The sequence below is a fragment of the Leuconostoc sp. XM4 genome, from assembly GCF_055698815.1.
Genome location: NZ_CP134507.1, coordinates 578,963 through 594,409 on the forward strand (window position 1 = coordinate 578,963; position 15,447 = coordinate 594,409).

18 protein-coding genes and 1 tRNA gene are annotated in these 15,447 nt (G+C 37.6%); 12 read left to right on the plus strand and 7 right to left on the minus strand.

The features are described from left to right. The first annotated feature begins 59 nt into the window (after positions 1-59). A complete protein-coding gene (gene ruvA, locus RHP64_RS03035) occupies positions 60-650 on the plus strand; it encodes a Holliday junction branch migration protein RuvA (protein WP_011679431.1) in 591 nt (196 codons plus the stop codon). 240 nt (positions 651-890) lie between these two features. Next, positions 891-1,523 (plus strand): deoxynucleoside kinase, encoded by a 633-nt coding sequence (locus RHP64_RS03040; RefSeq protein ID WP_004164424.1) that lies wholly within the window; start codon positions 891-893, stop codon positions 1,521-1,523. A gap of 34 nt (positions 1,524-1,557) precedes the next feature. Here the strand turns inward: RHP64_RS03040 and mscL are convergent, their stop codons facing one another. Next, a complete protein-coding gene (gene mscL, locus RHP64_RS03045; protein WP_011679432.1) occupies positions 1,558-1,941 on the minus strand; it encodes a large-conductance mechanosensitive channel protein MscL in 384 nt (127 codons plus the stop codon). A gap of 171 nt (positions 1,942-2,112) precedes the next feature. Between mscL and RHP64_RS03050 the strand changes: the two genes are divergently transcribed. From RHP64_RS03050 to RHP64_RS03060, 3 genes are all read left to right on the plus strand, one after another. Continuing rightward, the gene (locus RHP64_RS03050; protein WP_014324441.1) at positions 2,113-3,588 is read left to right on the plus strand and encodes an ABC transporter permease; all 1,476 of its coding nucleotides are present in this window, start codon (positions 2,113-2,115) and stop codon (positions 3,586-3,588) included. 60 nt (positions 3,589-3,648) lie between these two features. Beyond that, a complete protein-coding gene (locus tag RHP64_RS03055) occupies positions 3,649-4,311 on the plus strand; it encodes an ABC transporter ATP-binding protein (protein ID WP_011679434.1) in 663 nt (220 codons plus the stop codon). A gap of 105 nt (positions 4,312-4,416) precedes the next feature. After that, positions 4,417-5,031 (plus strand): ECF transporter S component, encoded by a 615-nt coding sequence (locus RHP64_RS03060; RefSeq protein WP_011679435.1) that lies wholly within the window; start codon positions 4,417-4,419, stop codon positions 5,029-5,031. A 32-nt stretch (positions 5,032-5,063) separates the two neighbouring features. Here the strand turns inward: RHP64_RS03060 and RHP64_RS03065 are convergent. Next, a tRNA-Arg gene (locus RHP64_RS03065) sits at positions 5,064-5,136 on the minus strand. A gap of 106 nt (positions 5,137-5,242) precedes the next feature. Here RHP64_RS03065 and RHP64_RS03070 point away from each other — a divergent pair. After that, complete coding sequence (locus RHP64_RS03070) at positions 5,243-5,857, plus strand: ECF transporter S component (protein ID WP_004164419.1); 615 nt, start codon at positions 5,243-5,245, stop codon at positions 5,855-5,857. Positions 5,858-5,894: 37 nt separating this feature from the next. Here the strand turns inward: RHP64_RS03070 and RHP64_RS03075 are convergent, their stop codons facing one another. Continuing rightward, positions 5,895-6,572 carry a cell wall anchor protein gene (locus RHP64_RS03075; protein WP_102753142.1) on the minus strand — a complete coding sequence of 226 codons (678 nt, stop codon included), beginning with the start codon at positions 6,570-6,572 and terminating at the stop codon, positions 5,895-5,897. 264 nt (positions 6,573-6,836) lie between these two features. On the opposite strand from RHP64_RS03075, the gene RHP64_RS03080 reads away from it, so the two are divergent. The 3 genes from RHP64_RS03080 (at position 6,837) to tuf (ending at position 11,046) form a co-directional block, all read left to right on the plus strand. Next, positions 6,837-8,666, plus strand: coding sequence for a ribonuclease J (locus tag RHP64_RS03080; protein ID WP_025267878.1), 1,830 nt, complete (start codon positions 6,837-6,839; stop codon positions 8,664-8,666). A gap of 105 nt (positions 8,667-8,771) precedes the next feature. Then, positions 8,772-9,695: a hypothetical protein gene (locus RHP64_RS03085; protein ID WP_025267879.1), complete on the plus strand. Its 924-nt coding sequence runs from the start codon at positions 8,772-8,774 to the stop codon at positions 9,693-9,695. Between the two features lie 163 nt (positions 9,696-9,858). Continuing rightward, on the plus strand, positions 9,859-11,046 hold the full coding sequence (gene tuf, locus RHP64_RS03090) for an elongation factor Tu (RefSeq protein ID WP_014324446.1): 1,188 nt from the start codon (positions 9,859-9,861) through the stop codon (positions 11,044-11,046). A 45-nt stretch (positions 11,047-11,091) separates the two neighbouring features. Here the strand turns inward: tuf and RHP64_RS03095 are convergent, their stop codons facing one another. After that, on the minus strand, positions 11,092-11,226 hold the full coding sequence (locus RHP64_RS03095) for a hypothetical protein (protein ID WP_014324447.1): 135 nt from the start codon (positions 11,224-11,226) through the stop codon (positions 11,092-11,094). 137 nt (positions 11,227-11,363) lie between these two features. On the opposite strand from RHP64_RS03095, the gene RHP64_RS03100 reads away from it, so the two are divergent. The 3 genes from RHP64_RS03100 (at position 11,364) to RHP64_RS03110 (ending at position 13,312) form a co-directional block, all read left to right on the plus strand. Next, positions 11,364-12,098, plus strand: a complete 735-nt coding sequence (locus RHP64_RS03100; RefSeq protein WP_014324448.1) for an amino acid ABC transporter ATP-binding protein — start codon at positions 11,364-11,366, stop codon at positions 12,096-12,098. 9 nt (positions 12,099-12,107) lie between these two features. Continuing rightward, a complete protein-coding gene (rpiA, locus tag RHP64_RS03105; protein ID WP_025267880.1) occupies positions 12,108-12,797 on the plus strand; it encodes a ribose-5-phosphate isomerase RpiA in 690 nt (229 codons plus the stop codon). 74 nt (positions 12,798-12,871) lie between these two features. After that, positions 12,872-13,312 carry a universal stress protein gene (locus RHP64_RS03110; RefSeq protein ID WP_011679442.1) on the plus strand — a complete coding sequence of 147 codons (441 nt, stop codon included), beginning with the start codon at positions 12,872-12,874 and terminating at the stop codon, positions 13,310-13,312. 36 nt (positions 13,313-13,348) lie between these two features. Here the strand turns inward: RHP64_RS03110 and RHP64_RS03115 are convergent, their stop codons facing one another. The 3 genes from RHP64_RS03115 to RHP64_RS03125 are packed head-to-tail and all read right to left on the minus strand — an operon-like array spanning position 13,349 to position 15,259. Beyond that, a complete protein-coding gene (locus RHP64_RS03115; RefSeq protein ID WP_025267881.1) occupies positions 13,349-14,098 on the minus strand; it encodes a peptidylprolyl isomerase in 750 nt (249 codons plus the stop codon). A gap of 2 nt (positions 14,099-14,100) precedes the next feature. Further along, positions 14,101-14,622, minus strand: a complete 522-nt coding sequence (locus RHP64_RS03120) for a hypothetical protein (RefSeq protein WP_025267882.1) — start codon at positions 14,620-14,622, stop codon at positions 14,101-14,103. Then, a complete protein-coding gene (locus RHP64_RS03125; RefSeq protein ID WP_025267883.1) occupies positions 14,606-15,259 on the minus strand; it encodes a phosphatase PAP2 family protein in 654 nt (217 codons plus the stop codon). The genes RHP64_RS03120 and RHP64_RS03125 overlap by 17 nt, the downstream gene beginning before the upstream one ends. Positions 15,260-15,447: the final 188 nt, after the last annotated feature.

A 15,447-nucleotide genomic window follows, 5' to 3' on the forward strand; every position in this document is an offset into this window, starting at 1 on the left:
TGCTATGTGCGTTTTATGCTAAACTAAAAGAAACCATTTGAAAGAGAGTTATTGCGTAAATGTATGAGTATATTAATGGGCTAATCACAAATATCACACCATCGTATATTGTGATTGCATCCCGAAGTGGCGTGGGATATCGCCTGTACAGTGCTAATCCTTATCGTTTTGAGGAGAATGTGGAATCGCATGTCTATGTACAGCAAATTGTTCGTGAAAATGACATCAGCTTATATGGATTTATTGATGCTGATGAGAAAGCCTTGTTTAATAAACTATTAAATGTGTCAGGGATTGGGCCTAAAAGTGCCTTAGCCATTTTGGCAAACGGGGACGCCGAGGGTCTTATTAGTGCAGTTGAAAATGATAATGTGGCTTATTTGACACAATTCCCTGGTGTCGGAAAGAAAACGGCGCAGCAAATTGTTTTGGATTTGAAAGGGAAGTTAGATGAGTTAGCATCTAAAACAGGTATGGTTGATTCTTCAAGCAATCCAGAACAATCGCAAGCCTTGGATGATGCGCTTGAAGCACTATTAGCACTTGGCTACACAGCTAAAGATGTGAAAGCGGTCGCCCAGATTATTGGTCGTAATAGCGATACTACAGATGGATATATTCGCTCAGCTTTAAAGCTGTTGGTTAAATAAAAACATCCGCGAGGATGTTTTTTTGTAGAATAAATTGATAGGCATTTGAAGTAGTCTGCATTTATTTTGAAGGATGTATTTGATATAATAAACATTGTCTGAAATACTGAAAATGCCTCTGAATATTTTGCGAGGATTAATCAGATATGACAAAAATCGCGCACCAGCGATTACTTGAAAATGGCTGATTTAAACTAATTTTCAAGTCAAAATAATGAAAACATCAGGAAGAAGGTTGTCATGGTGATTATTACTGCGGGTATGATCGGTGTTGGTAAAACAACACTCACAAGTTTGATTGCAAAGCATATGAACACGAAAGCATTTTATGAACCGGTAGGCGATAATCCCGTTTTACCGCTTTATTACTCTGATCCAAAGCAATATGGTTTCTTGTTGCAAATATACTTTTTAAATCGTCGTTTCGACATGATTAAGCAAGCGTTGGCGGACGATAATAATGTGCTTGATCGTTCAATTTATGAAGATGCTTTGTTTACAGAAGAAAACCACAAAGATGGTAATATCTCTGACTCTGAGATGGACGTTTATACCAGCCTATTAGATAATATGATGGTTGAACTACAAAAAATGCCTAAAAAAGCTCCTGATTTGATGGTATACGCTGAAACTGATTTTGAAACCATTTTATACCGTATTAAAAAGCGTGGTCGTGATTATGAACAATTTGATAATAATGAAGGTTTAAGAGCCTATTATTATAAAATGTGGTCAGCCTATCGTGATTGGTTCGATGCTTATGATGCATCTCCAAAAATTAAAATCGATTTGCAGACTTATGATCTTGAGCAAGCAGATAACCAAAAGATTATTTTGGAACAAATTGATGATGCACTAAAGGCTATTCGATAAATAAAAAAAGAAGTTCAAATTTGAACTTCTTTTTTTATTGAGCCTTTTTCTCAGCATCTAACAAGTCACGGATTTCTGTTAAAATCTCTAATTCAGGATTAGCTTTTGCTTCTTCTTGTTTGTTAGCTTTAAACAAGCGGTTAATAAACTTAACAATCAGGAATACAACGAAAGCAGTAATCAAAAAATTAATTACGTCATTTAAGAAAGCACCATATTTAAATGTTAACGTTTTTGTAATGACAAGCTGCAACTGGTCTAAGTCTGTTGTTCCGCCAGTTGCAAATGCAATGATTGGACCGATTAAGTTAGTTGTTAATGATTTAACCAATCCAGTAAAGGCGCCACCAATAATGACACCAACTGCCAAGTCAAGTACATTTCCTCGCATAATAAAAGCTTTGAATTCCGATAACATTAAGTTTGCTCCTCTATTCTCTTTAAAATTATTCTTGATTAAATTATACAATAAATGCAGATTTTTGCCAAAAAAAAGAATACTATGATACTTTAATTTTCGTTTAATTGATTTGAATTTAATTTAGAAGTGCTAAATTACCAATATTAAGAAATGTTAAGGAGCATTATTATGGATTTTATCAAACGGGCTGGGCTCTATTTACGGCAAAAAATAGGGCGTACAGCGTTGATTACACTGGTAATGAGTGCCATTATGATATTTGTATTGGCAGGTATCATCATACAAAGCGCTGCTATTCAAGCAACGAATAGCGCTAAAAATTCGGCAGGTACGACGGTTACTTTAAGTGCAGACCGTGAAAAAGCTTTTGCCTCAATGCGCAAAAGTCAAAGCAGTTCGTCTTCATCAAGTAGCTCATCGTCTAATGCAGCACCGGCTGCCATTACAATGCCAAGTGTAAAAATTAAAACGGCTGAAAAAATTGCTGCTTTGAGTAATGTGGCTGGTTATCAATATAGTAATAGTGCTTCAGTAAACGCTAGTGGCTTTTCAGCGGTTACAACATCCTCATCAAGTGGCGGCGGTGGTCAAGGTGGATTCGGTGGTTCATCAAACAGCGGTGATATAACAATTAGTGGTGTGTCAACAACAGCTGCCGAAACTAACTTCAAATCAAAAAGTTATAAAATCACATCAGGTCGCGGTATTACCGCCGCCGATAAAAATACTAATAATGTTGTGATCGAAAGTGAATTGGCAACAAGCAACAGCTTAAAAGTTGGTAGCACCATTAAGGTTAAAACAACAGACGATGATGCAAAAACTTATACATTAAATGTTGTGGGTATTTACAAAGCAAAGACATCATCATCAAGTCAAGGTGGACCAAATATGAGTGATCCATCAAATACAATCTATACAAGTTATACATTTGCAGGAACAGTTAATGGTGACACAACATCTGTAACAAGTGTTGTTTACACATTAACAGATTCATCTAAAGAAAAGGCATTTACAAAGCAAGCTAAAAAGCTAATTTCAAGCAGTTTCAGTTTGACATCTAGCTCGGAAACTTATGCTTTGTTGATGAAGCCTATGAAGAATGTTCAAAGTTTTGCCAATAAGATTGTTTGGATTGTTGGTATTGCTGGTACGATTATTTTGGCATTAATTACCGTTTTGATGATTCGTGAACGTCGTCATGAGATTGGTGTCTTGATGGCATTAGGAGAAAGTAAATTTAAAATTGTGCTTCAACTTTTCTCAGAATTATTTGCGGTATTAGTATTGTCTCTAGTGATTGCAGGAGTTGCTGGAAACTTTGTAGGAAGTGCGGTAGGGAAGCAACTTGTTTCACAACAAACTACTGCTACGCAATCAACTAGCACCGGCGCTGGGTTTGGTGGCGGTGGTGGACAACAATCAGGTGGCGGCGGTGGATCAGCACCTTCTGGCGCTGGTAGAAGTGGTCAAACTAGTATGACAGCTAGTGGCAGTCAAGTAAGCAACCTAAAAACAAAGATTAGCGCAAAGTCAATGGCTGAACTTGGTGGCTTAGGTTTGGGAATCATTGCGATTGCTGTCGTCGCTGGATCAACACCAATTTTCCGCTTAAAGCCAAAAAAGATTTTGTCAAATGAATAAAGTAAAACTATTGCAAAATTATTCATGCGCCTTAATGGCTAATCAGAAGGAGAATTATTAATGACATTGGCAATAAAAGATTTAACACATCAATATAATGCACAGGAAAAGCCACTATATGAACATATTAATATGTCATTTGAACCGAAAACATTGTACAGTATAGTCGGACAATCTGGTTCTGGTAAAACAACCCTGCTTAGTTTTTTAGCAGGTTTAGACACACCATCAGAAGGGACGATTACGCTAGATGGTGAGAACATTAGTAAGTATGGATTAACCAAATACCGGAATCAAAAGGTTGCAATCATTTTCCAATCATATAATCTCTTAAATTATATGACGGCCGCACAAAATGTATCATCAGCGTTGTCGATGACCAAATCAAAGCATACTGGCGACAAGGATTATATTTATGCAACCTTAGAGAAGCTTGGTATTAATCGTACGTTGGCAGATAAAAATGTTCAGCAGTTGTCAGGTGGTCAGCAACAACGAGTTGCCATTGCACGAGCTTTGGCTGTGGATGCTAAAATAGTTATTGCTGATGAGCCAACAGGTAATCTGGATGAGGAAAATACACAAGAAGTTATCAAAATTTTCCAAGAACTGGCACATGAAGTTGGTAAAACAGTTATTTTGGTTACACACGAACCCAATGTGGCTCAAGCAGCCGATGTGCAAATTAGTTTAAAAAATCGTCAGTTCACAATTGTAGAATAACAATCAACAAAGAGCGCTATCATCAAAAGTTAGTGCTTTTTTTATTGACAAATTAATGATGTATCTATATAGTTTAGGGCATATGCAATTATTGGGGAGTCTATAATGATCAATCAAAAAACACGTTATTTCGTAATAACGACACTTTTTATCGCAATTGTATTTTTACAAATTTTTGTTCCTTGGCTTGGGTTATTACCCCTTGGGGCATTTATTGTTGGCGCTTCAGTGACGATTATTCAATTTACCGTTGCCATTGCTAGCATTATTTTAGGTCCAAAATATGGCGCAATTGTTGGCTGCTGGTGGGGATTATTATCATTTGCAAATGCCATCACTCATCCAGGAACGATAGGTTCTTTAATGTTTCAAAATCCTTTGACTGCCATTATTCCTCGTGTTTTAGTTGGTTTGATTATTGGCTATCTCTTTAATAAGCTACTACGAAACCAGTCTACAGCGATTCGGACGGTTGGGTTAGGGGTATTAGGTACAACCGCAGCTTTAATCAACACAGTAGGGGTTGTTTTGCTAACCACGTTAGGTTTTACCATTATGCATACTAACTTCACGGGTGTACCAACGCACAATATCTTAGCTTGGCTGATTAGCATTGTATCATTTAATGCCTTGTTTGAAATGATTGTAGGATTTATTCTAGTCAGTATAATTGGTAGTGTATTATTACCAATAGCCGAACGAGCGAATATAATAGGATAGAAAAAGGGTGCCAAATCGGCACCCTTTTCTGATGCGTCCACCCAGACTCGAACTGGGAGCTAAAACTTAGGAGGTTCTTGTTCTATCCCGTTGAACTATAGACGCAGTACTCATAAATTATACCGATATTTGGTGACAAAAACAAATGTTAAATGAATAATGTTGCTCTATGATATGATATAGGCGTGGAATACACATAGGAGTAAATATAATGAGCAACAATAAGACGAAATATTTGGTGATTACAACCTTCTTTATGGCAATTATCTTATTACAAGTACTGATTCCTTGGCTTGGATATATACCGCTCGGTGCTGTTATTGTGGGCGCACAACCAACAATCATACAGTTTACCGTAGCTATCGCTGCAATTCTTCTAGGAGCACGTCGGGGTGCCTTTATTGGTGGCTTTTGGGGATTGTTAACTTTATGGCAAGCTTGGTCGACACCGGGGTCTATCGGTTCATTAATGTTTCAAAATCCTTTTACGGCGTTTATACCTCGTATTTTGGTAGGTCTAATAATTGGTATGGCGTTTAATAAGTGGTTGCGCAACAAAAATTTTGGTTTCCGTACGCTTGGATTGGGATTCTTGGGCGGACTAGCCGCTTTGATTAATACAGTTGGAGTGGTCTTGCTTACTGTCATCGGTTTTACGGTGATGCGCACGAATTTTACCGGCATACCTAATCATAATTTACTAGGCTGGCTCATAGGCATCGTGTCGTTTAACAGCATTTTTGAAATTATTACTGGAATCATTTTAGTAGCTGCCATTGGTAATGTTTTGGTTCCCATTGCTGAAAGAGCTGGGATAAAAGGGTAGCAGCATAATAAAAAAGACATCAGTTAAGATGTCTTTTTTATTGTAAACCTGATTGGGTTTTGTTACTTGCAATGAGTTGAACATTATTGCTGTCACCGCTAGGTGTAAAGACGATAGAGACTTTTGTACCACTTTGGCTTTGCCAAGTAGCATAAGCATATTTTTGATCTGCGGTTAAGTAAGTAGGGTTACCGTAAGTAGCACGAATTTGATCATAGGTGGCTGAACCAAGGGCAACTTCATTATAAGTTGCTAAAGACCAGTTCCCAAATGTAGTTGTACTTGAAGAAGCGGCACTTGATGAGGAAGAACTATCGCTAACACTAGATGTATTGCTGTTATCTTGTACTGGTGTCTGCGTCGCATCTTGGGTAGCACTGCTTAAGACTTGGGAAACTTCGCTACTAGCAACAGATGGAGCTGCAGCCACACTTGTGGAAGAACTTATAACTGAAGTGGATTCTTCTGCTGAAGTACTGTTTGATGTATCTGAAGAGGTACTTGCTTTTTTTGCCTTCTTTTTGCTTGAAGATGTCGATGAGCTATGAGAAACTTTGCTTGAAGAAGTTGCTTTTTTGTTGTCAGATTGGTGACCAACAATTACAAATCCCATCACCACTACTGCAACAAAAATAATAATTATTATAATGGCATTGCGAACTTTGTGTGATGGTTTGAATGGATGACGTTGCATGAGGTATCTTGTTCCTTTCATCTATAGACATGCTGTTTATTAATTTTTATCTGTCATCTTAACAGATACTATTCTATTATTAACACGCTGTTTCAATAATACCAGAAAAGAGTTGAAAAGTATGCTAAAATAGAAACATTACGTATCGAGACAAGCAACAAGGAAGACCTCAGTGTTTTAGACCAGCAGGCTCCTGTTATTCATAAATATACGAATAAAAAAGTGTGTAGACTATGGTGATACCTAAAACATCTAGTTAATCGCACGTTTATAAAGGAAAGATTAATGACAGATTTAAGTATTATTCCCTTTGGCGGAGTCCGCGAAAATGGGAAAAACATGTATGCCGTCACAGTTAATGACGAGATTTTTATATTGGACGCAGGATTAAAGTATCCAGAAACAGACCAGCTTGGTGTAGATGTAGTGGTGCCGGATTTTGAATATTTGATTAAGAATACTGAAAAAATTGCTGGCGTTTTCTTGTCACACGGACACGCGGATGCAATTGGTGCTTTACCGTATTTTTTGCAGCAAGTCAATGTACCGATTTTTGGATCCGAACTAACAATTGAATTAGCTAAGCTAGCAATAAAAGATCAGCCGGCACTAAAAGATTATAATGATTACCACATTATTAATGAAAAAAGTGAAATTGACTTTGGTAATGTTAAAGTATCCTTCTTTAATACCACACATTCAATTCCAGAATCACTAGGTATTGTAATTGGTACTGAATATGGCCAAGTTGTGTATACTGGCGATTTTAAGTTTGATCAAACAGCAGAAAGTTACTATCGTACTGATATTCCTCGTTTAGTAGAAGTTGGTCAGGGGAGAGTATTGGCTTTGTTGGCTGATGCTGCTGGTACAGAGGGTGGAGCTGATTCAGTTAATGAATCAAAGATTGGCGATTATATATTAGAAACGTTCCGTGACAACAAAAAAAAGCGCATTATTGTAGCGGCCGTTGCTTCGAATATTCAAAGAATTCAGCAAATTATTGATGCCACTGCTGCGACAAAACGTAAGCTTGTCTTATCAGGAAATGATATCGAAAATGTTGTACGGACAGCTATCAAATTAAAAAAGTTGCAGTTACCTTTGCCAGAAAGTCAACTATTCGTCAGTTTAAAAAATATGAAGAGTTTAGTTGCCCATGAAACGGTTATTTTAGAAACAGGCCGCATGGGGGAACCAATTAAGCATTTGAACCGCATGGCAAATGGTGAAGACGCTCACATTAAGATTGGCTCAGATGATCTTGTGTTTATTACCACAACACCTTCTACAGCCATGGAAAGTGTTGTAGCAAAAACACGCGATATGATTTTCAAGCAAGGTGCTGATGTGAAGCAGATTAGCACTGATATGCGTTCGAGTGGTCATGCATCACGAAATGATTTACAAATGATGCTTAACATCATGCAACCAGCGTACTTTATGCCTATTCAAGGAGAGTATCGTGTGATGTCAGCAGCTAAAGATGCTGCTGAAGAGGTTAATTTACCTGAAGATCATATTTTGATGGCAATGAAGGGGGATCAATTTAAGTTAATTGACGGCCAATTTGAGTTAAAAGATTCGTTTGCTATTGGTGAAACGTTGATTGATGGATCCGGTATTGGCGATATTGGTAACGTGGTCTTGCGTGATCGTCGTATTTTGTCTGAAGATGGTGTTTTTGTTTCTGTTGTGACAATTGATCGTAAAAAACGTCAAGTTGTATCAAAACCAAAGTTAACATCACGTGGATTTGTTTATGTTAAAGCAAATCGTGATTTAATGAAAGAAGCTTCTGATTTAACCGTTAAACAGATTGAAGATTATTTAACTAACAATAAAAGTTTTGATTGGAATGAGCTAAAAGCCGGTGTTCGCGATGTATTGTCACGTTTCTTATTTGAGCAAACAAGACGCCGGCCTATGGTTATGCCTGTAGTTATGGAAGTTAACCAAAATCGCAGACCAAATAACCATAAAACAACGGCGACACAATCTGGTGCTCAAGCAAGCAAAAAACCAGCACAAAAGAAACTGGCAACACCTAGTAGCAATAAAAAAAAGGTTCGCCGTCCAGCAAAAAAGAACGTACAAAGTAAAACTACTGAATAATAAAAGTCCCAACTCGATTGAGTTGGGCTTTTGAATATTTGAAAGGAGGGCATGTGTTTTAATGATATACTGCATGATTTGGATATTGTTTGAGCACAATAAATTATGGATGAAAATATAACACCAGAAAATCAAGAATTAATTGATCGAGCCAATATTGAGACAAAACAAAAAAATTGGCATGATGCTGCTGAAACGTTAGCCACACTTTACGAAAAGATGCAAACATTCAAAGTTAATTATCGTCTAGTAACGGCGTTATTTATGGATGAGCAATATCAACTTGCTTCATCTTATGCGGATGACTTTCTATTAGAATATTTAGATGATGAATCTAATTTTCGAATGATTGTAGCGCTTGCAGTTCAAAATCAAAATTTTGTTTATGCACAACAATTGGCTGTACTTTGGGATGATTTAGACGTCGTTGATGAAGTTCTAGAGGAAATTAGACAGGCTGAAGAACGGGCGCAAGAGAATATGAAAGCAACACTTGATACTGTTGCGCGTCAGTTTTATCATATGAGTGATTATGATTTACTAGCACAACGTGATCGCTACGAATCTGCGCGACATTTACCAGTAGCACAGTTTGTTGTTGGTGCTAAATTTCTCCTTGTGGATCCGTACGCATTACCCATTATCCGCGCAACTTTATTAGAAGATCTGCAAAAACTACAGATTGATGGGGTAGTTAAGTACCGCTGGCTTGATGATGAAATTTATACGATACAGCTCAGCGATGTAATGCCATTAACTAGTTCAGCAGTTTTTGAAGCTGCAGCAGCAACACTTGAAAGCAGATTAGGGCAAGAAGACCCCATTGCCTTAGAAATGTTGGCTCATCAAATGCGCATTGAGCTAACATTGCTATACCCACGAGTTGATATCGCAATAACTGATATTGAAAAATGGGTTGATAACAGTATCGCACATTATTATGGTCGCTCTAAACCAGATGAGCCAGAAAATCAACGACAATGGCATGAAAAAATAAATGCGTTGACTGAAAGCTTTTTTGAAAATTAAGTTCAAAACGGTTTACATTTTCTTAATAAGTCGGTATAATAATTTCTGGCTTCAAAAGCCGGAAAAATGCAAGTTATTTGTTGTCTTTTGACGGCTTGCGTTGTAAAATATATTTATAAACATTTTTCATAATATTGAAAAATGAATTTTGGAGGAAACTACATTGGCTAAGGAAACTTACGTTCGCACTAAGCCCCACGTTAACATTGGTACTATTGGACACGTCGATCACGGAAAGACGACTTTGACTGCCGCTATCTCAAAGGTATTGGCTGAAAAGCAAGGTGTTGATGCTACTGATTTTGCTGAAATCGATAACGCGCCTGAAGAAAAAGAACGTGGTATCACAATTAACACTTCTCATATCGAATATGAAACAGAGAAGCGTCACTATGCCCACATCGATGCCCCAGGTCACGCGGATTACGTTAAAAACATGATCACTGGTGCTGCCCAAATGGATGGTGCTATCTTGGTTGTTGCTGCAACTGATGGTCCTATGCCACAAACACGTGAACACATCTTGTTGGCACGTCAAGTTGGTGTTGACTACTTGGTTGTCTTCTTGAACAAGACTGATTTGGTTGATGATGAAGAATTAGTTGAATTGGTTGAAATGGAAGTTCGTGAATTGTTGTCAGAATATGACTTCCCAGGTGACGATATTCCTGTACTTAAGGGTTCAGCTTTGAAGGCTTTGGAAGGTGATCCTGAACAAGTTAAGGTTATCGAAGAATTGATGGATACTGTTGATTCATACATTCCAGAACCAGCACGTGAAACAGACAAGCCATTCTTGATGCCTGTCGAAGACGTCTTCACAATCACTGGTCGTGGTACAGTTGCTTCTGGTCGTGTTGACCGTGGTGTATTGACTACAGGAACTGAAGTTGAAATCGTTGGTTTGAAGGACGAAGTTCAAAAGACTACTGTTACAGGTATCGAAATGTTCCGTAAGACTTTGGAAGAAGCTCAAGCGGGTGATAACATTGGTGCATTGTTGCGTGGTGTTGATCGTAGCAACATTGAACGTGGTCAAGTTTTGGCAAAGCCAGGTTCAATTAAGACACACAAGAAGTTCAAGGCTGAAGTTTATGTCTTGACAAAGGAAGAAGGTGGTCGTCATACACCATTCTTCACTAACTACCGTCCACAATTCTACTTCCACACAACTGATGTTACAGGTGTTGTTGAATTGCCAGCCGGTGTTGAAATGGTTATGCCTGGTGACCAAGTGACATTCGAAATCGAATTGATCTCACCAGTTGCCATCGAACAAGGGTTGAAGTTTACTGTTCGTGAAGGTGGCCACACTGTTGGTGCCGGAACAGTTACTGATATCGAAGACTAATAATTTTATTAGTATTCAAAAAAACACGCGTAGGCGTGTTTTTTTTTATTTCTTCTTTTCGTCTTTATCATGACCTAGTGCTGCTTTTCGAGTTTCTTCATTACTTTCACTAGTTGGTAATGAAATGAGATCTTCGAATGAATTTGATACTTTTTCTTCACGATTTACAATTTTAGCCATTAGTAGTCTCCATATATAGTTTATTAAAGTTAGTTTTATGCAATATTATACAATGTATTCAGTTTAATACGAATAACAGATGCATATAAATTATAACACTGTATAATAGTAATTAACATTAGAAATGGAGATTAATAATGACTGAGTTATTGAATATAAAAAACTTGAAAAAACAATTTGGTGAAAAAATAATTTTTGATAATGTAAATGTCGCTGTGCAAAAAGGAGAGGTTATCTCTGTTATTGGTCCTTCTGGCGCAGGTAAATCTACTTTTTTGCGCGCCATTAATATGTTAGATGCACCAACTAGTGGTAAGGTGAATTTTGAGGATCAGGATTTAACAAATCTGTCTGAAAAAGAGTTGGATCAGTTACGTGAAAAAATGGGTATGGTGTTTCAAAGCTTTAATTTGTTTCCAAATTTGTCTGTGATTGAGAACATTAAATTAGCACCGGTAAAAGTTAAAAATATTAGCGACAAGGAAGCAACAGAAACTGCTGAAAAGCTACTTGCTCAAGTTGGCCTAGCCGATAAAGGAACTGTTTATCCAGACAGTCTCTCAGGAGGGCAGAAACAACGTGTAGCGATCGCACGTGCTCTGGCAATGTCTCCTGATGTATTGCTCTTTGATGAGCCAACAAGTGCCTTAGATCCAGAAATGGTAGGTGAGGTATTAGGCGTGATGAAGCAGTTGGCAGAAGATGGAATGACCATGATTGTTGTAACGCATGAGATGGGGTTTGCACGTGAAGTAGCGGATACTGTATGGTTTATGGCTGACGGTGGTATACAAGAGATTGCTACACCACAATCATTCTTTGATAAGCCAAAGACAAAGCGGGCACAAGAATTCTTAGAAAAAGTGTTGTAAAACAAAAAGATGAACAAGCAAAAGAAACATGCCGGTGAATTTGCCGCCACACTAATAGAAGATGGAATGGTTGTTGGTCTTGGAACAGGTTCTACGATAGCATACTTTTTAGATGCATTAGCTAAACGTATTCAAGATGAACAAATGACTATTATTGGCGTGACCACCTCAACAAAGACTGCCAGACGTGCGGAAGAACTTGGTATTCCGATTCGTGATATTGACTTAGTACCAATGATAGATTTAACAATTGATGGTGCGGATGAGGTTGATCAGCATTTAAATGGCATCAAAGGTGGTGGAGCAGCTTTCTTAATGGAGAAAATTGTCGCGAGATATTCTAGACGTGTGATTTGGATTATTGACGAACAGAAGCTGCATAGTAAACTGGGACAATTTCCTTTGCCAGTAGAAGTAGTAGCATTTGGCAGTGGTAAACTAATAGCTGAACTAAAAAAGCGTCATTTGCACCCCAAATTACGTCTAGACAACCATCAGCAACCGCTAGTAACGGACTTAGGACACTATATTGTTGATCTAGATTTAGAACAAATTGATCAGCCGTTTGAACTAGGGCGTTATTTAGATGGACAGATTGGTATCGTTGAGCATGGGTTATTTCTAAATGTTGCGGATCAAGTTATTATTGGACAGGACGAAGGCTATCGGATCATGAATAACTTACAGAAAGAAATGTAATCTATTAAAAGCGCTTACATTATTTTTTTAATAGCGCTATAATGTAGTTATTAAGAAATAAGAGGGATAGGCGTATGGCATATAATAACATTTTGGTTGCAATTGATGGTTCAGAAGTTTCAAACACATTGATAAAAAAAGTTGTTGCGTTTGCTCCTGATTCACACATTGATATTTTGACAGTAGTGGATACCACAGGTGGTGGTTATTTTGGTTCGATCGCAATGAATGAAGACGTGGTTTACCAAATGGAACAAACTGCAGAAAAGGCTATTAATGAATCTTTTGATTACGCTAAGTCATTGGGGCATAATGATGTCGATATTCATGTACGTTTTGGTTCACCAAAGCGCGTGATTGCGCGTGATTTCCCGAAGGACCACCATAATGATTTAATTGTGATTGGTGAAACCGGGCTGAGCCGTTTACAAAGAGCGATGGCAGGTACGGTACCATCCTTCGTAACACAGGTTTCTAAAGTAGATGTTTTGATTATGCGGACGTTTGAAAAATGAAGCTCAAAAAAACAGGTAGCGTATGCTACCTGTTTTTTATTGTGCTTCTTTTATAATTTCAATATTTGTAATCTTTACGGGATTAGCTGGCTTTGATTTTTCACCACTTGAAGTTGCGCTAACTTTAGCGTTGGCTATTTTATCTACTACCGCCATGCCATCAATGACTTGGCCAAATACAGTGTAATTACCATCCAAACTAGGATAGCCGCCTTTTTTATAAGCATTGACAATTTTTGTCGGGTAAATATTGGGGTTGACGCCACTTGAAACATCTTCTGGGTTTTGGACAATGAAGAACTGACTAGCATTAGTGTCTGTACCTGCATTTGCCATTGAAACAGCGCCACGAATATTGTATAGTGAGGTACTAATTTCATTTTTAAATCCGTTACCACTATCGATATTCTTGTCTTTACCTTTCCAAATTGATTGCCCACCACTACCTGTACCTGTTGGATCACCACCTTGAATCATAAAATTATTAATAACACGATGAAATGATGTGTTGTTATAGTAACCATCTTTGGCGTGAGTAATGAAATTTTCAACAGCTAGTGGTGTGTATTTATTGAAGAGTTTTATGGTGATGTCACCATAAGTTGTCTTCATGATGAGCTTACTCTCGTTTTTAGCAATTTTAGTTGTTAGTTGAGGGAGGGCAACTTTATCTAGTTTAGGATCTTTTTTTGTACTAGCTGTTTTTTGCTGTGTCATCAGTAAAATGCCAACAATGCTAATGATTAATATGATTCCCATAATAATATGCGGCAAAAATTTTTTCATCATTAAATCCTTTCAATAACATCCGTTTGGACGAACCTTGTAATATAACTGACTTGTGAATAGTCGGCCTCAAGTAGATTATTTTTATATTCATGCCATGCTTCAGGGACTTGCTCAAATTTAATAATGAGTAAACCCCCGTGGGTTAGCCGCGGTAAGACGTATGAAATTTGTTGTAGGTAATCGGCTGGTCGATCGTTAACATTTTTAGCGTCATCAGAATAATCGAAAATGGCGACACTAATTTGGTTTTGTGAACCAAGTTCATTGATGAATTGGTCATCCAATGTTTTCCCCAGCAAGGTTACACGATCTGACAAGCCACTCATGAAAAGCGAAGCAGCGGCAGCATTGGCATTGTCCTTGGTTGTCGCATAGCTAAGCACTTTTCCAGCATTCCCAACTCTCGTAGCTAAAAATCTGGTATTGATACCATTTGCCGTCGTGCCATCGAGAACTATATCGTTAATTTTGACTGTTTGTTCAATTAATTGATGTGTGAAAGTATTACTTGTGAGAATCATGAAGAACTCCTGTAGCTGATTTAAGATCAAAAATAAAATACTTCGAAATAAAAAGTAACACGTAACCAAGTGATAAACCAGCAAGAATATCACTTGGATAATGCACGTTAACATACACTCTGCTGATTGGAATAATGATAATTAAACTGGTTAGAACAATTACACTGGCAGTTTTGAATAAACTTGGCTTTAGGTGATAATTGATCAAAATAATTAATGAACCATATAATAAAATTGCGGCCATAGAATGACCAGAGGGAAAGCTGTAGCCACTCTCTTGAATAAGTTGTGGTTGTGGCCTGACACGAGTAATCATGTGTTTGAGCACTTGTGTAATGATTCCAGCTGAGAATATGATATTAACGGACAAAAATAAAAGTTCGCGATAACAATGTTTATAGGCCAGAAAAATACTAACAATTACTGATACTACAATAATTGCAGTCATATTGCCAGCCTGTGTAATATAAGTAAAAAATAAAGTAGTAAAGGTACCACGATGTTGGATCAACTGTTGGAAAAATATATCAAATTGGCGAAACCAGTTGGGACTCATCAGAACGCCAAACGTCATTATACCAAAGAGTATAGTCGCCAATACTGTACTTAATCTTTGTTTCTTTTGTTGAATAGTCATGCATTCAATTATACCTGATTATAGTAATTTGTGTTATAATAATAGCATTATTGTTCAACACTATTACGTATGGCGGGGTATCAGAGAGTAAGTGGCGCTGGAAACTTACCAAACAAAGTTCGGAACTCAGTTGATTAAATTGCTAGTGAAACTAAGTAGCTGGCAACGTTTTGTCGCGTTAAGATAAA

Excerpts from the sequence above, each read along its gene's own strand:
- ruvA (WP_011679431.1), top strand. The coding sequence starts at position 60 with ATGTATGAGTATATTAATGGGCTAATCACAAATATCACACCATCGTAT.
- RHP64_RS03040 (WP_004164424.1), top strand. The coding sequence starts at position 891 with ATGGTGATTATTACTGCGGGTATGATCGGTGTTGGTAAAACAACACTC.
- mscL (WP_011679432.1), bottom strand. The coding sequence starts at position 1,941 with ATGTTATCGGAATTCAAAGCTTTTATTATGCGAGGAAATGTACTTGAC.
- RHP64_RS03050 (WP_014324441.1), top strand. The coding sequence starts at position 2,113 with ATGGATTTTATCAAACGGGCTGGGCTCTATTTACGGCAAAAAATAGGG.
- RHP64_RS03055 (WP_011679434.1), top strand. The coding sequence starts at position 3,649 with ATGACATTGGCAATAAAAGATTTAACACATCAATATAATGCACAGGAA.
- RHP64_RS03060 (WP_011679435.1), top strand. The coding sequence starts at position 4,417 with ATGATCAATCAAAAAACACGTTATTTCGTAATAACGACACTTTTTATC.
- RHP64_RS03070 (WP_004164419.1), top strand. The coding sequence starts at position 5,243 with ATGAGCAACAATAAGACGAAATATTTGGTGATTACAACCTTCTTTATG.
- RHP64_RS03075 (WP_102753142.1), bottom strand. The coding sequence starts at position 6,572 with ATGAAAGGAACAAGATACCTCATGCAACGTCATCCATTCAAACCATCA.
- RHP64_RS03080 (WP_025267878.1), top strand. The coding sequence starts at position 6,837 with ATGACAGATTTAAGTATTATTCCCTTTGGCGGAGTCCGCGAAAATGGG.
- RHP64_RS03085 (WP_025267879.1), top strand. The coding sequence starts at position 8,772 with ATGGATGAAAATATAACACCAGAAAATCAAGAATTAATTGATCGAGCC.
- RHP64_RS03095 (WP_014324447.1), bottom strand. The coding sequence starts at position 11,226 with ATGGCTAAAATTGTAAATCGTGAAGAAAAAGTATCAAATTCATTCGAA.
- RHP64_RS03100 (WP_014324448.1), top strand. The coding sequence starts at position 11,364 with ATGACTGAGTTATTGAATATAAAAAACTTGAAAAAACAATTTGGTGAA.
- rpiA (WP_025267880.1), top strand. The coding sequence starts at position 12,108 with ATGAACAAGCAAAAGAAACATGCCGGTGAATTTGCCGCCACACTAATA.
- RHP64_RS03110 (WP_011679442.1), top strand. The coding sequence starts at position 12,872 with ATGGCATATAATAACATTTTGGTTGCAATTGATGGTTCAGAAGTTTCA.
- RHP64_RS03115 (WP_025267881.1), bottom strand. The coding sequence starts at position 14,098 with ATGAAAAAATTTTTGCCGCATATTATTATGGGAATCATATTAATCATT.
- RHP64_RS03120 (WP_025267882.1), bottom strand. The coding sequence starts at position 14,622 with ATGATTCTCACAAGTAATACTTTCACACATCAATTAATTGAACAAACA.
- RHP64_RS03125 (WP_025267883.1), bottom strand. The coding sequence starts at position 15,259 with ATGACTATTCAACAAAAGAAACAAAGATTAAGTACAGTATTGGCGACT.